At 54.1% G+C, this 13,434-nt stretch carries 13 protein-coding genes; all 13 read right to left on the bottom strand.

What is annotated here, in order from left to right:
* Nucleotides 1-28: 28 nt before the first annotated feature.
* The 13 genes from B051_RS0103525 to B051_RS0103465 all read right to left on the bottom strand — a co-directional run bounded on the left by B051_RS0103525 (nt 29) and on the right by B051_RS0103465 (nt 13,397).
* On the bottom strand, nt 29-961 hold the full coding sequence (locus B051_RS0103525) for a DUF6624 domain-containing protein (RefSeq protein ID WP_018476801.1): 933 nt from the start codon (nt 959-961) through the stop codon (nt 29-31).
* A gap of 164 nt (nt 962-1,125) precedes the next feature.
* Nucleotides 1,126-2,799: a M28 family metallopeptidase gene (locus B051_RS0103520; RefSeq protein WP_018476800.1), complete on the bottom strand. Its 1,674-nt coding sequence runs from the start codon at nt 2,797-2,799 to the stop codon at nt 1,126-1,128.
* A gap of 129 nt (nt 2,800-2,928) precedes the next feature.
* Nucleotides 2,929-4,956, bottom strand: coding sequence for an excinuclease ABC subunit UvrB (uvrB, locus tag B051_RS0103515; protein WP_018476799.1), 2,028 nt, complete (start codon nt 4,954-4,956; stop codon nt 2,929-2,931).
* A gap of 178 nt (nt 4,957-5,134) precedes the next feature.
* Nucleotides 5,135-5,512 (bottom strand): hypothetical protein, encoded by a 378-nt coding sequence (locus B051_RS0103510; protein ID WP_018476798.1) that lies wholly within the window; start codon nt 5,510-5,512, stop codon nt 5,135-5,137.
* 140 nt (nt 5,513-5,652) lie between these two features.
* On the bottom strand, nt 5,653-6,111 hold the full coding sequence (locus B051_RS0103505) for a hypothetical protein (RefSeq protein ID WP_071594844.1): 459 nt from the start codon (nt 6,109-6,111) through the stop codon (nt 5,653-5,655).
* 8 nt (nt 6,112-6,119) lie between these two features.
* Nucleotides 6,120-6,296, bottom strand: a complete 177-nt coding sequence (locus B051_RS0103500; protein ID WP_157578485.1) for a hypothetical protein — start codon at nt 6,294-6,296, stop codon at nt 6,120-6,122.
* Between the two features lie 99 nt (nt 6,297-6,395).
* On the bottom strand, nt 6,396-8,075 hold the full coding sequence (locus B051_RS0103495) for an outer membrane beta-barrel protein (protein WP_018476795.1): 1,680 nt from the start codon (nt 8,073-8,075) through the stop codon (nt 6,396-6,398).
* Nucleotides 8,059-8,637 carry an RNA polymerase sigma factor gene (locus B051_RS0103490; RefSeq protein ID WP_018476794.1) on the bottom strand — a complete coding sequence of 193 codons (579 nt, stop codon included), beginning with the start codon at nt 8,635-8,637 and terminating at the stop codon, nt 8,059-8,061. The genes B051_RS0103495 and B051_RS0103490 overlap by 17 nt, the downstream gene beginning before the upstream one ends.
* 274 nt (nt 8,638-8,911) lie before the next feature.
* Nucleotides 8,912-9,313, bottom strand: a complete 402-nt coding sequence (locus B051_RS0103485) for a YkvA family protein (RefSeq protein ID WP_018476793.1) — start codon at nt 9,311-9,313, stop codon at nt 8,912-8,914.
* A gap of 86 nt (nt 9,314-9,399) precedes the next feature.
* A complete protein-coding gene (locus tag B051_RS0103480; protein ID WP_018476792.1) occupies nt 9,400-10,146 on the bottom strand; it encodes a shikimate dehydrogenase family protein in 747 nt (248 codons plus the stop codon).
* A 25-nt stretch (nt 10,147-10,171) separates the two neighbouring features.
* Nucleotides 10,172-11,116 carry a DUF368 domain-containing protein gene (locus B051_RS0103475; RefSeq protein WP_033316641.1) on the bottom strand — a complete coding sequence of 315 codons (945 nt, stop codon included), beginning with the start codon at nt 11,114-11,116 and terminating at the stop codon, nt 10,172-10,174.
* A gap of 95 nt (nt 11,117-11,211) precedes the next feature.
* Nucleotides 11,212-12,000, bottom strand: a complete 789-nt coding sequence (locus B051_RS0103470; protein WP_018476790.1) for a phosphosulfolactate synthase — start codon at nt 11,998-12,000, stop codon at nt 11,212-11,214.
* Nucleotides 12,000-13,397, bottom strand: coding sequence for a tetratricopeptide repeat protein (locus B051_RS0103465; RefSeq protein WP_018476789.1), 1,398 nt, complete (start codon nt 13,395-13,397; stop codon nt 12,000-12,002). The genes B051_RS0103470 and B051_RS0103465 overlap by 1 nt, the downstream gene beginning before the upstream one ends.
* Nucleotides 13,398-13,434: the final 37 nt, after the last annotated feature.

The following is a 13,434-nucleotide window of genomic DNA, read 5'->3' as shown; positions in this document are numbered from 1 at the left end:
CTCTCCCTTTTTTATACCTATGGCATCGTTATTTTTTAGTTTCGGCAGGTACTGCTGGTGTGTACTCAAACCCGAACCTTTTGGCATACTCCCTTAGAGGTTCAAGACCGACCGCTGCACGGCGCTTGTCTACATTGGCTTCGTCTTCTATCTGGTAAAATTCAGGTTTGTTGGTCTCAGGGTTTGTCCGTACCTGACTTCCGTAAACCTGTGGCTGGTTGTTGTACATACGCACTCTGTCCTCTGTTAGAGCCACGCTACTTTTGCTGAGTTCTCCTTTGGCAGCAGCTTCTCGCAAGAGCGGCAGGTATCCTTCCATTATCTCCTTCTCTTCCGGGCTGATATGCTGAATCACCAACCAGGCAGCATTGCTCGCTTTATTGCCTACCAGGCTTTTGCCAGGCCAGCCATGCTTTTCAATGATTGCCTGCACCTGCTGCAGGTTTTCTTTGTCGGTGGCCTGCATCTTGCGAATCAATTCCTGGAACTGCTCTGACTGCGGCCCATGCTCCTGCTGCACCTGGCCTAACATCATCCTGTACTTCTGGTCTGTCTCGTGAATCCGCTCCAGTTGCTCCTTCAGGGGTTTGTTGTAGTTGGCTTCGGCTTTGTCGACTTTAGTTTGCAACTGCTGGACCAGCTGTGCCCAACGTTTGTCGTCGCGTAGGCTGCTCAGGTCGCTGTCCTGCTTCATGTGGCTGATATCCATCCATCCTTTTTCCACGGCCTTCTCTAAGTGGGCGAATGCTTTGCTCTTGTCTCCGGCCAATGCCCAGGAGCAAGCAGCATTGTAGTGGTCTGAACTCCCACCCTTTCCGTCTTTTAGCGCCTGGTCGTACATTTGCCCGGATGCCTTGTAGTCTTTCGCCTCGTATTTCGAGTTGGCATCGGCAATGGATTGCGCCAGTGCAGCAGTACTTATGCCACCGGCCAGCAGCAAAGAGAGTATAAAGGTTTTCATAGCTGTATAAGTTAGTTTATTAAATATAGTAAAAAATATATAAATCCTATACTTCCTTCCCTAATTTGACAGCAAGTACAGAAGCAGCACTGTACCTCCAAAAAAGAAGCCGTAGGTATAGCAGGGCTAAACATACGGCTTCATGAGATCGCCAAAAAATTAATTTAGTTGTTCCTATACTTGTCACGTACCGCCTTGAACTCAGAGCCTGCTTTCCAAACAGGCCACTCTGAGGAATTGGCCAGACGTGCGCCTACTTTGTAGAGCAGCTTCAGGTCCTCCACGGCGCCATCCATTTTGAAATCCGGATGCACCTGGTCAGAGGGTTTGTGGTAGGTATTGGCGTAATAGGCGTCTAATTTTTGTATGCCCCCTTCCTTGCCTCCTTCCACCATGTCTATACCTGGCCCGATGAACAAAGCCGGCACCCCAATTTTGGCGAAATTGAAGTGGTCGGAGCGGTAGTACAAACCAGCCTCGGGATTCGCCTCCGGAGCGATGTAGCGGCCAGCGGCCTCTGCTTCTTTGGTGATGTAGTCCTCCAGTTCCGACTGCCCCTTGCCATACAGCACGATGTCTTTGGTCTGGCCATAGGAGTTAAGCATGTCCATGTTGATGTTGGCCACAGTCTTCTCCTTCGGGAAGACCGGGTTCTCGGCGTAGTAGGCGGAGCCCCACAGGCCCTGCTCTTCGGCCGTCACGGCCAGGAACACGATAGTCCGTTCCGGCTGCGTAGGCTGGTTTTTGAAAGCTTTGGCAATCTCCAACAGACCCGCCACACCGCTGGCATTGTCCACTGCCCCGTTGTAGATGCTGTCGCCCGAGGCATCCGCCTTGCCTATACCCAGATGGTCCCAGTGGCCGGTGTAGATGATGGTCTCGTCGGGGCGCTGGCTGCCTGTGATTTTGGCTATGAAGTTGGAGGTCTTATCATACCTCGTCTTCACTTGCATGGACGTGCTCACCTGCAGGTTCATCGGCATCGGCTTATTACCTGGCTTGAACACTTTGCTCATGATAGCCTCGTAATCCATACCTGCTGCGGCGAACAGTTTCTCGGCAACCGGCGTGGTCACCCAGCCTTCCATGGCGCACTTGTAGGTTTCCTTGCCGCGGCTGTCGAGGTACATCTTGGAGGTGTTCCAGTTGTTCTGCACCACTTCAAAGCCATACCCGGCTGGCTCGGTGCTGTGGATGATGAGCGCGCCTTTCGCTCCCTGACGGGCAGCCTCCTCAAATTTATAGGTCCAGCGGCCGTAGTAGGTCATGGATTTGCCATTGAACACTTTTGGGTCCTGGGCATAGAAGCCTGGGTCGTTCACCAGAATCAGCACCACTTTGTCTTTCACATCCAGGCCGGCATAGTCGTTCCAGTTATACTCCGGTGCTACGATGCCGAAACCGGCGAACACCAGCTCGCTTGGGTCCAGGTCGATTTTCTCATCAGTGCGCCTGGTCCAGATGACGTAATCGGTACGCCCCTCTAGCTTCAGCTCCTGCCCCTTACCCTTAATGGTCATGGTCGGGCTGGCTGTTGTCTTGACCTCTACCATGGGCACCTCCTGCACATAGCTATTGCCGTTGCCGGGCTCCAGGCCAAGTGCCTTGGCTTCACGTTCCAGGTAAGCCAGCGTTTTCTGCTCACCCGGGGTGAAGGGCTTGCGCCCCTCCAGTTCATCATCGGCCAGCGCAGTTACATATTTCCCATAGCTCTCGGTGGTAAGTGCGGCTACGGTCTCAGCGCCGGCCTCCTCGGTGCCCGGGCTGGAAGACTGACAGGCAGCGAACATGCCAGCCATCAAAGCAGGCAACAGGAGGGGTTTTATTCTTTTCAGCATCGTGCGTCGTTTTGGGTAAGGTATAGGTACGGGCTTATTTGGACACCTTAAAGTACGCAAACCCGCTCAAGAAAAAAAGCACCCACGGCAATCGCCGAAGGTGCTTTCCTTGTATACCTGTGCTATACCTTAGTCTCGCTTCGACTTGAGCAGTTGCCGCAGTTCGGCCAGCTCGTCGCGGTACTTGGCGGCCTGCAGGAAGTCGAGGTCTTTGGCGGCGGCTTCCATCTGCTTCTCGGTCTTCTTGATGAGCTTCTCGAGTTCGTCGCGCTTCATCATCTGAATCACGGGTTCTGCCGCAATCGACACCTCCTCCGGACCAGCGTATATCTTCACTTCCTTCTTCTTGTTATCGGCGACGGATGTCTGCTCAAATATCTCGTCCTTCGTCTTAAGGATGGTTCGTGGCGTGATACCGTGCTCAATGTTATAGGCCATCTGGGTGGCACGACGACGGGTAGTCTCGTCAATGGCACGTTGCATGGAGCCGGTCATGCGGTCAGCATACATGATAACTCGCCCCCGCTCGTTACGGGCGGCACGGCCCATCGTCTGAATCAGGGAACGTTGGTCGCGCAGGAAGCCTTCTTTGTCGGCGTCGAGTATCGCCACCAGGCTCACCTCCGGCAAATCCAGTCCCTCGCGCAGCAGGTTCACGCCTATCAGCACGTCTATCTCGCCCAGGCGCAGCTCCCGCAGAATTTCCACCCGGTCCAGGGTCTTCACCTCTGAGTGCAGGTACTTCACCTTGATGTTGAGCCGGTCCATGTACTTGGTCAGCTCCTCCGACATACGCTTGGTCAGGGTTGTCACCAGCACCCGCTCGTTGCGCTTGATGCGCTCGTCCACCTCATCCAGCAGGTCGTCCACCTGGTTGACGCTTGGGCGGACTTCAATCTCTGGGTCCAGCAGGCCAGTCGGGCGGATAATCTGCTCCACAATCACACCTTCGGATTTCTGAATCTCGTAGTCGCCCGGCGTGGCACTTACGAACACCACCTGGTGCATCAGGCTCTCGAACTCATTGAAGGTGAGCGGACGGTTGTCCATAGCGGCCGGCAGACGGAAACCATACTCCACCAGCGCCACCTTGCGGGAACGGTCGCCGCCCCACATGGCGCGTACCTGCGGCACCGTCACGTGGCTCTCGTCAATCACCATCAGGAAATCATCGGGAAAGTAGTCGAGCAGGCAGAACGGACGCGCACCGGGGGCGCGGCGGTCGAAGTAGCGGGAGTAGTTCTCAATGCCGGAGCAGTAGCCCAGTTCGCGAATCATCTCCAAGTCAAACTCGGTGCGTTCCTTGATGCGCTTAGCCTCCACCACCCGGTCCTCTTTCAGGAAATACTCGTGCTGCGCCACCATGTCGTACTGTATCTCATGAATGGCCTGCTGCAGCGTGTCCTTTCCCGTCACGAAAAGGTTGGCCGGGTATAGCGTGATGGCTTTCTCATCGGCCAGCTTCTTTCCCGATACCGGGTCGATGCGGTGAATCTGCTCCAGCTCATCGCCGAAGAAGTACAGCCGGTAGGCAAAGTCCGCGTAGGCCGGGAAGATGTCCACAGTGTCGCCTTTCACGCGGAAGGTTCCACGTGTGAACTCGGCTTCGGTGCGGCTGTAGAGAATCTGCACGAAGGTATAGAGCAGGTTGTTGCGGCTATACCTTTGGCCCGGCGCCAGGTGCAGCACGTTCTTACCGAACTCCTCAGGGTTACCGATACCATAGATACACGACACCGATGCCACCACAATCACATCGCGACGGCCCGACAGCAGCGCCGATGTGGTATGCAGGCGCAGCTTCTCGATTTCCTCATTAATTTGCAGGTCCTTCTCGATGAATACATCCGAGGAGGCGATGTAGGCCTCCGGTTGGTAGTAGTCGTAGTAGGAGATGAAATACTCGACGGCATTCTCGGGGAAGAACTGCTTGAACTCGCCGTATAGCTGTGCGGCCAGGGTCTTGTTGTGGCACAGCACCAGCGTGGGCTTACCCACGTTCTTGATGACGTTGGCCATGGTAAAGGTCTTGCCCGTGCCGGTGGCGCCCAACAGCACCTGTGCCGGCTCCCCGCTTTCTATACTCTTGGTGAGTTGGGCTATGGCTTTCGGCTGGTCGCCGGTTGGTTGAAACTCTGATGTTAGCTGAAAATCCATTCGTTGATTTTACGACATGTAAAGATATACTATAACATGAAAAGACAGCTGTAAGTTTAGCTTTTGCAAAGTATTAGCTGCTGCGGCTCAGGTATAACAAAACAAAAAGCCTGCTCTGAAAGCAGGCTTTTGCTCGTCTAACTATTCCTAACAAAAACAACAAAACACTATCTCTATTCTAGGTGCCGTTGGCATCGCGGCCGCATACCTGCTTTACCTTCACGGGAGGGTACATCATGTGGACGGCGAAGCAGAGAGGCCCGTGGTCACCATACAGCTCCAAAGACAAATCGAGCAGGAGACCTGGCTGCTGCAGTTCCAGGGGCAGGTTGTCGGTAGTGACAAAGCCGCTGGGCAGTTGCCCCACATACTCCTTGCTGCGTTGCCCGTTGCCCTCCTCTTCCAGGATGCGGAGCAGGAACCAACCGTTCTGGCAGTCGGAGCCCACTACCTCCACCCGCACGCAGGCAGGAGACACTTCCTCTTCTTCGGAGCAGCTCACGGCGAGCAGCGCCAGAAGAAGGTAGAGCAGGCAGACAAACAAGGTACTCTTCATAGTTTTATTCTGTACTAAGTGCGTGGATATTCTGGGTATTTCCGGATACCGCCCTAACCAGGGCTTTAGCTCTCAGCTAGAGGAGGGTAGTAGTCTTCTGCATAGCCTTGTTGCGTTCGCCCTGTGTTAGGGTTTGTCGGTCACCGGTATAAAATGTATGTATCTGTAAAGACTGCGTTCGGGTCGGTGCCGGTGAAGGTACTCTCCAGCACCAGCCTGTTGGCCTGCCTGGACTTCACCTTAAACTTGGCGTACCAGCTGAACTGGCTCAGTAGGAAGCCTCCTGCATACCTGTAATCCGCTTTGTACTTGTCGCGGTAGGTATAGCCGTCCGTTTGTGTGCCAGCCCGGTATAGAAAGGCGCTGTCTGCCCGGAACTCGAAGTAATCTTCGGCTCTGCCAAGGTATACCTGGGTGTTGCAGTTGCCGCTCCGGCAAAGCCTGTTGTCTACGCGCTCTATCTGCCACTTGCCTAGCACGGCCTGCTGCGTTTCGGCTGCATCCAACTGCGGCGCCACGGTCTCTTCCTTGTCTGAACAACCCAGCAACGATGTTAAAAGGATGGCTGCGGCTGCCCCGTACCATTTAATCGATTTCATGGCAAAATTTAAACGTGAAGAATGCCGCTGGAAACAGTCGCCGCGTTATTGGCCACTTCCTCCTGCTGCGCGCAGCCCGACAGCAGCACTGACAGAATGAGGAGCGCCAGCAAAATGTACCATCCTGAGAGGTTGCTCTTTCCTGCGGCAACCAGGGCTACCAACGTTTGGAGAATCGATTTCATGAACAGCATCTTTTGCATAGCGCCTTTATCAATCTTTTTACACTTACATGATTCCGATTGGGCAGCGATGGTTGCAAGGGCCGGCAAAAAAACCGAAAATTATTTTCGGCCGCTGCCCAGTTGGTAGTTCACACCCATGCTCAGGCCAAAGGCATAGGGCTTGCCCTGTGGCGCCATGGCCTTGTCAGGCTCCGCCACTAGCGTGCTGAAGTAGTTTCGGAACTCTGGCCCCAGCACCACCGTCAGGTTGTCGGAAATGCGCTTGCCCACCCCCAGCGACATGTTGCCCGACAGCTGCATGTTGCGGAAAGGTGACTCCTCGTCGTTGGAGGAATAGCTCACAGACTGCACATCGCTGTTAGAGGCGGAGATGCTCGACTCCACCAGGAAGTTGGCCGCCACGCCTCCGGAGGCATACCAGAACCAATCTTTGTTGATGCCGCTCTCATACTGCAGCCCCACCGGTATGGACAGGTGCTTGTAGGTATAGTTCACGTTGAAGGCATCGCCGGCTTTGGCTACGCTGATGGAATCAGAGGCCAGGCTGTTGTTGAGCGACGGCAGGAAGATGGTGGACGGCTCCAGTTCATAGCGCTCGTTGGTGCGGGGCTTCACCCAGAACTGCTTCACAATGTAATTGGTCTTGGTGCGGGCGGCGCTCTGGCTATACCCTATGCCGGTGAGCAGCTTCAGCTTCTCCTTCAGTTTGAAGCCCGTCTTCACCTCCACGGTATAGGAGAAGGCCGGCTCCGTCTTGTCCTCAAACTCCTCTTTGGCGGCGTACATGTTGCTGAACGACTCCTGGGTCGCATTCGCCTTGGTGTCTGCTGTGAGGGAGAACCGCTGGTTGGAACTCGCCAGCACAGGGTCGGGCAACCCGATGTTCTGGTCAAAGTAGGTCGGGGCGTAGGCCAGGTTCAGGCTCCAGCGGCTGTCTCCGCCATCTTCTGTCGCCTGCTCGCTTTTCTGGCCTGCTTCTTTGTTCAGGTTTTTGGCCAGCGCCTGCTTCTGTTGCTGGTCGTACTGCTCCCGTGCGGCCTTGAGCTGTTCGTTCATCTCTAGGAAGGATTTGGGCTGCTCTGCCCCTGTCTGCTGCTGAAACGACTGTGCCAGGCTGTTGCTGTTACTTCCGCCAAACGTGATGGTGATGCTCTCCGAAATGATGCCGCTATACCTGCCAGCCTGCGAGTTGCCTGACTGATAAGCAAGATTGGCTCCCAGAGCGCCTCCAGCCAGGCTCCCGCCCCTTGTGTAAGATTGCGGCAGTTGGAACAGGGCCTCGCCGGCATTGTAGTACCCCGAGAAGCTGTCCCTGCCCTCCGGCTGCCTTGCCGCAGCGATGGCTGTAGGTCTGGCTGTGGCCTCATGTTGCTGGCGGGGGTATGGCGTAGTGGTAACGGCCTGCGCAGGTGCGGTGTTCGCTATAGCCGCCGGGCTCATGGCTTCCGCTTCGTTTTCCACTTCTTGGGCTGGTGGTGCTATACCTGACTTGCCCGGAGTGACAGGCAGAACGGTGGCTATACCTGGTTGTGCCTGCTCCGTCGGGTTGTTGAAGTGGTAGGCCAGCAGGGCGCCGGTCATGGCGAACAGCAAGAAGCAGGCCGCCGCCAGCTGCCGGTAAAACAGCACACGTTTTTTATAGTCTTTGTTTTCCTGCACCGTCAGCTCGTGGTCTATGCGAGCCCACAAATCGGGAGCAGGCGAGGCCTCAGCGTCGTGCATGCGGCGCTGGAACTCTCCCTCCAGGGTATGGCGCTTATGGTTATTGCCTGATGACATGCTCTTGAAATGGTTTATCCTGGCGCTCCAGCATACTCTGCAGTATGGCTCGGGCGCGTGAGTACTGTGACTTAGAGGTACCTTCGGAGATGCCGAGCATCTCCCCTATCTCCTTGTGGTTGTAGCCTTCAATGGCGTAGAGGTTGAACACCATGCGGTAACGGGGGGCCAGGCTTTGTATCATGCTCAGGAGCTCGTCCATGGAGTATCCAGTGAGGTTCACCGCCTCAGAGGCGATGTTGCCAACCTCCTCTGTTTCATGTGAAACCGTGAGCAATGACTTTTGCCGCAGCTGCTTCAGGGCGGTGTTGACCATGATGCGCCGAATCCAAAATTCGAGCGGACAATCCCGCTTGAAATTCTGGATGTTGGCGAACACCTTCACAAAACCATCCTGCATCATATCCTCGGCCTCAAAGCTAGTGGGAGCGTAACGGAGGCAAACCAGCATCATCTTTTTGGCATACTGGTCATACAGGAGCCGTTGCATTTCCCGCTTGCCGGCAATGCACCCCTCTATGAGTTTGTCCTCGTCTGACTTAGGTTTAGTAAAAAGCTTCAAACGCCTCTTCTGTTAAGCTCCACCTCTATGATTCCACTATGCGGACAAGGGTTGCAAGCGCCAAAAAATATTTTCCAAGATTGTCTGCCGCTGCCGATGTAGTTTTGAAAGCGGCTGTGGCTGAGTAAATATATAAAAGTATAATGTTGGAACATTCTCCTTTTTAGATATTTAATTGCCGCGAGCGGATATGTTTGAAGCTATACCTTTACAAACGGCGAAGGCCCCTCCACAGTGGAGGGGCCTTCGCCGTTTGTAAAGGTGAGATGTGGTATTAAACGATGTTCAGAAATACGATTTTGTAAAACAGGATGGCCGCCACTGAAAGGGCCAGCGCCCACACATAGCCCACCACACGGTAGGCCATATTGCCGCGTTCTCCCTCCTGGCTCAGCACCTCGTATGCCCGCAGCCGTGCCTTGCCCAAAATATCTTTGGAGAGCTGCTGGTATGCCAGGCTGAAACCCAGCGTTACCAGGACCACGTCATCCAGGAAGCCGAAAACAGGCACCAAATCCGGCACCAGGTCAATCGGGCTAATCGCGTAGCCTACCACAAAGGCCAATAACAGGGGCACATACCACCTTACCTGTGGGTGGCGAGCAGACAGGTACATGGCATATATTTCCGCATTTATCTCATGCGCCTTCTGGCGGAGGGTAGTCAACTGCATCATGGCTGTAGGGTAAAGGTGGGGTTTCTTTCCATTACGCGGATACAGCAGCAGAAAGTTTCAGAATATCAGAATATTGCTACAATAAATTACCTGAATGTATCGTTACACCAGATTTTCCAGGCAGCATCGGCCTGAGCGTGCAGCATGGGCAATCCATTGATAGTTTTAGCGCCGGCGGCAAATCCTTTTTGCAGGAAGAGCGTCTGCTCAGGGTTGTACACCAGGTCGTAGAGGTAATGCGCTGAGGTGAGGGCATCGTAAGGTATAGCCGGGGCGCCGTCCGTGTCAGGGGCCATACCGAGGGGGGTGGTGTTGATGATGAGGTCGTGCAGGCGCAGTGTCTCTGGTGTTATGGAGGTATAGCTGAGCTCGCCAGCAGCAGGATTTCTGGATACGGAGGTATAGGGAATGCGCAGGGATTTCAGGGCAGCCCAGACAGCCTTCGCAGCGCCGCCTGTGCCCAGCACCAGCGCCCGACTTCCGGCATGGATTAAGTAGAAGCCCTCCAAGGTATCCCGAAACCCGATGAAGTCGGTGTTGTAGCCTTTCGTTCGGCCGTCTGCTATCCGGATGGTGTTGACGGCGCCAATCTGCGCGGCGGCGGCATCCAGTTCATCCAGGAAAGGCATGACAGCCTCTTTGTAGGGCACCGTCACGTTCAGCCCCACCAGTTCAGGCTCCCGCTTCAGCAATTCCGGAAGGTCGGTTATCTCTGGCAGTTCGTACAGCTCGTATGCGGCATCGGCTATACCTTCCCGCCCGAACTTCTCTGTGAAGTAACGCTTGGAGAAGGAGTGACCTAATTTCTTACCGATGAGTCCGAACCTGCGCATGTAGTTGATGCATTTAATCCTGTAGCTATACCTTGCCAGCCGGCGTCTCGGCTATCCGGTCGAGCAGGTATACGAGCAGGAAGCCGAAAACAGCCAGTACGATGGCGTACATCAGGTAGGAACTCTCGCCGGTGAGCTCTGTAAATTGGCCCGGCAGGATGTTTTCCTGGAGCAGCGGCTTTACCTCACCGTGGCGGTCTGTGTACGTTTCAAGTGTTTTTTTCCAGGGCCATACCTTGTTCAGGGAACCAAGCATAAAGCCTGTGAGCATGGCTACCGTCACATTGTGGTACTTCTTCAGCATCCAGTTGAGCACATGCGAGAAAGTCAACAGACCCGTTACGCAGCCTATACCAAACACCAGGATAATATCCAACTTAAACTCCTTCAGCGCGTTCATGATGAACTCATACTTGGCCATGAGTAGCAACAAGAAACTGCCTGATATACCTGGGAGAATCATGGCGCAGATGGCAATGGCACCAGCTATAAAAATAAACCAGTGTGCCTCAGGTGTCTGCATAGGCACTGCTACTGTGATGTAGTAGGCGATAACGGCGCCTATCAGACCAAATAGAACCGTGCCGGGCCGCCAGTGGGTTATCTTTTTAGCCACTACCACAACCGATGCCACAATAAGCCCGAAGAAGAAACCCCAGACCAGAATAGGGTACGTCGCCAGCAGGTATACCACCAGATTAGAAAGCGAGAGGATGGATGTGAGCACACCAGCCAGCAGCACCACCAGGAAACTTCCGTTTATGTGCTTCCAGAAGCCTTTAATGTCGAAGCGCGAAATCAGACGCAGGGCCTCCCCGTTGACAGAACGGATGGATTCAAGCAGTTCTTCGTAAATACCTGATATAAAGGCAATCGTCCCACCCGAAACGCCTGGCACCACGTCGGCCGCGCCCATGCTCATCCCTTTTAAATAAAGCAGCAGGTGTTCTTTCAATGAACGTCGTTTCATGCTCGTTATACTGGTTGGTTATACTGTTGGTGTTGCACAAAAAAAATTGCCCGTCGGAAACACCGATAGGCAATTATATCACTTTGTTTTAATGCTTACTTGTCAATGATGGGGGCACCGTTGTTCAGGAAGTGGTTGAAGGTATCGCCACGAAGGCCTAAACGGATGGTCTCCAGCGGAACGACCTCGCTAGGCGCGATGTTGCCCAGGTTCACGTTGGCACCCAGCAGCTTGATGAACCATACCTGCTGTGCTTTCTGAGGAGCCTCCCACAGGATTTTCTCAAACGGCACCTGGGTCAGAATCTCCTCTACCAGGCCGCTGCGCACCTCTCCCGTCGAACGGAACAGGCCCACGTTACCACCTTCGCGGGCTTCGCCTATCACCTTCCAGGCACCCGCTTCCAACTCAGCCTTCATCAGCTTGATCCACATGTAGGGCGGGATGATTTTCTCCGCGTCCTTGGAACCGACCTCTGACAGCACCGTCACCTGTTCTGACAGCGTCCGGATATAGCCACACTTCTTGTCGTGCGACATCTCCAGCGAGCCATCCGATACTTCGGCGAAGGTCATGCTGTATTTGTCCAGCACACGGCGGTAGTCGTTGAACTGGTTGCGGGCGATGAAGGCCTCAAACAATGTGCCTCCGAAGTATACCGGTATACCTGCCGCTCTGTACACATCCAGCTTGCGCTGCAGGTTAGGCACCACATAGGAGGTGGCCCAGCCTAGCTTCACGATGTCTACGTAATCTCCTGCCACTTCCAGGAAATCCTCTACCTCTCTCACGCTCAAGCCTTTGTCCATGGCCATGGTAAAGCCACGGTCACGGGGCTTCGCTTCGCGCTCCGGGAGGTTGTTCAATACATAGTTATTGCTCATTATTTGCGATATTGGTCAATCAGTCTGGACAATGCCCGCTGCGACTCCAGCTCAGGGAAGAACTCAAACAACAGCTTGTGTTTGTCGAAGTCCAAAATTAAAGCATTTTCCAGATAATTGTATGCTTCTCGGTATTTTCCTGCCGAAAGCATATACGCACATGCCCTGTAATACAGCTCCGCCTCGTCTGGCTGCAGTTCTATGGCATTCAAAATAATGTTGGTCGCCTCCTCAAAATTTCCCTGTTCATACAATATGATAGACCAGTTGAGGTAGATGTCCTTGTCCTCGGGCTGTATCTCGGCGGCGCGCTCATAGCTCTCCAGCGCCGACACCACATGGCCCACATGGTACTCAGCGGCAGCCAGCGCCACCCAGTAGTCCACGCTGTCACCGTACAGGCCTACCGCCTTCTTGAAGAAATGCACCGCCTCATACCACTTGCCCTGCGCATCCAGTATCACGCCTATACCGAACCACGCTTCATCCATCTCCGGGTCCAGGTCAATGGCCTTCTGGTAATAGCGCCTGGCCAAATCCCACTGCTGCATCTTCTCGTAGCACTCGCCAATGTTGCAGAACACCTCCGCCGAAGGCGAACCGTGCTCCAGCATCCCATTGAAGGCCTCTATCGCTTTGGTATACTCCCCCAGAAACACGTAGGCGTTGGCCATGTTGTTGTAGGCAGTGATGAAGTCCGGCTTAATGAGAGTGGCATAGTCATAGGCGGCAATGGCCTTGTCGTATGCGCCGAGCTTGTTGTACACGTTGCCCAGGTTGAACCAAGCCACATAGGAATAAGGGTCCTTGTCGATGAACTCCTGAAAGAAGGGCAGCTCCTCGCGTATAGAACCTGTAATCTCCATGCAGTAGATGATTTCCTGCATGGCCGCCTCGTTCTCCACGTTCAACTCAATGCACTTCTTGTAGTACTTGATGGCCGAGCTGAACTTGCCCCAACTCTGATAAGTGAGGCCTATGTTGAAGTAGATGTCATCGCGGTCCTCGGCAAACGCCAGCGCTTTCTTAAAGTGGTCCACGGCATCGCGGTACTCGCCGCGCTGCGTGAAGATGATACCCCGCGTCAGCAGCACATCCGGGTTCTGCGGCTCCACCTGGGCCACCTGGTCTATCAGCACCATGGCATCCTCAAAGTTGCCGGACATCGCCAGCAGCTGTGCCTTGTCTATCTGAAGGCCTGTGGAGAAGGGGTATTGGGCAATAGCGGAATCGCAGGCCACTATCGCTTTCTTGTAATCGAAGTTAGCGGTATAGTGGTCTATTATATATTCAAAATCAGTGAGGTCAAAAAAAACTGTCTCGTTTGTTCCCAGCATCTGCTCAAACCGAGATATCAGTTCTGAGTCCTCGCTGTGCTCGTCAAAATTCTCTTTCATCTCCTATATCCCACAAGCTACGGTAAGCAGCTATTGT

The sequence above is a fragment of the Pontibacter roseus DSM 17521 genome (genome assembly GCF_000373265.1).
GTDB lineage: Bacteria > Bacteroidota > Bacteroidia > Cytophagales > Hymenobacteraceae > Pontibacter > Pontibacter roseus.
This window is presented reverse-complemented; position numbering and strand designations above follow the sequence as displayed.

Excerpts from the sequence above, each read along its gene's own strand:
- B051_RS0103465 (WP_018476789.1), bottom strand. The coding sequence starts at position 13,397 with ATGAAAGAGAATTTTGACGAGCACAGCGAGGACTCAGAACTGATATCT.
- B051_RS0103520 (WP_018476800.1), bottom strand. The coding sequence starts at position 2,799 with ATGCTGAAAAGAATAAAACCCCTCCTGTTGCCTGCTTTGATGGCTGGC.
- B051_RS0103480 (WP_018476792.1), bottom strand. The coding sequence starts at position 10,146 with ATGCGCAGGTTCGGACTCATCGGTAAGAAATTAGGTCACTCCTTCTCC.
- B051_RS0103505 (WP_071594844.1), bottom strand. The coding sequence starts at position 6,111 with ATGAAATCGATTAAATGGTACGGGGCAGCCGCAGCCATCCTTTTAACA.
- B051_RS0103525 (WP_018476801.1), bottom strand. The coding sequence starts at position 961 with ATGAAAACCTTTATACTCTCTTTGCTGCTGGCCGGTGGCATAAGTACT.
- B051_RS0103475 (WP_033316641.1), bottom strand. The coding sequence starts at position 11,116 with ATGAAACGACGTTCATTGAAAGAACACCTGCTGCTTTATTTAAAAGGG.
- B051_RS0103500 (WP_157578485.1), bottom strand. The coding sequence starts at position 6,296 with ATGAAATCGATTCTCCAAACGTTGGTAGCCCTGGTTGCCGCAGGAAAG.
- uvrB (WP_018476799.1), bottom strand. The coding sequence starts at position 4,956 with ATGGATTTTCAGCTAACATCAGAGTTTCAACCAACCGGCGACCAGCCG.
- B051_RS0103470 (WP_018476790.1), bottom strand. The coding sequence starts at position 12,000 with ATGAGCAATAACTATGTATTGAACAACCTCCCGGAGCGCGAAGCGAAG.
- B051_RS0103495 (WP_018476795.1), bottom strand. The coding sequence starts at position 8,075 with ATGTCATCAGGCAATAACCATAAGCGCCATACCCTGGAGGGAGAGTTC.
- B051_RS0103485 (WP_018476793.1), bottom strand. The coding sequence starts at position 9,313 with ATGATGCAGTTGACTACCCTCCGCCAGAAGGCGCATGAGATAAATGCG.
- B051_RS0103510 (WP_018476798.1), bottom strand. The coding sequence starts at position 5,512 with ATGAAGAGTACCTTGTTTGTCTGCCTGCTCTACCTTCTTCTGGCGCTG.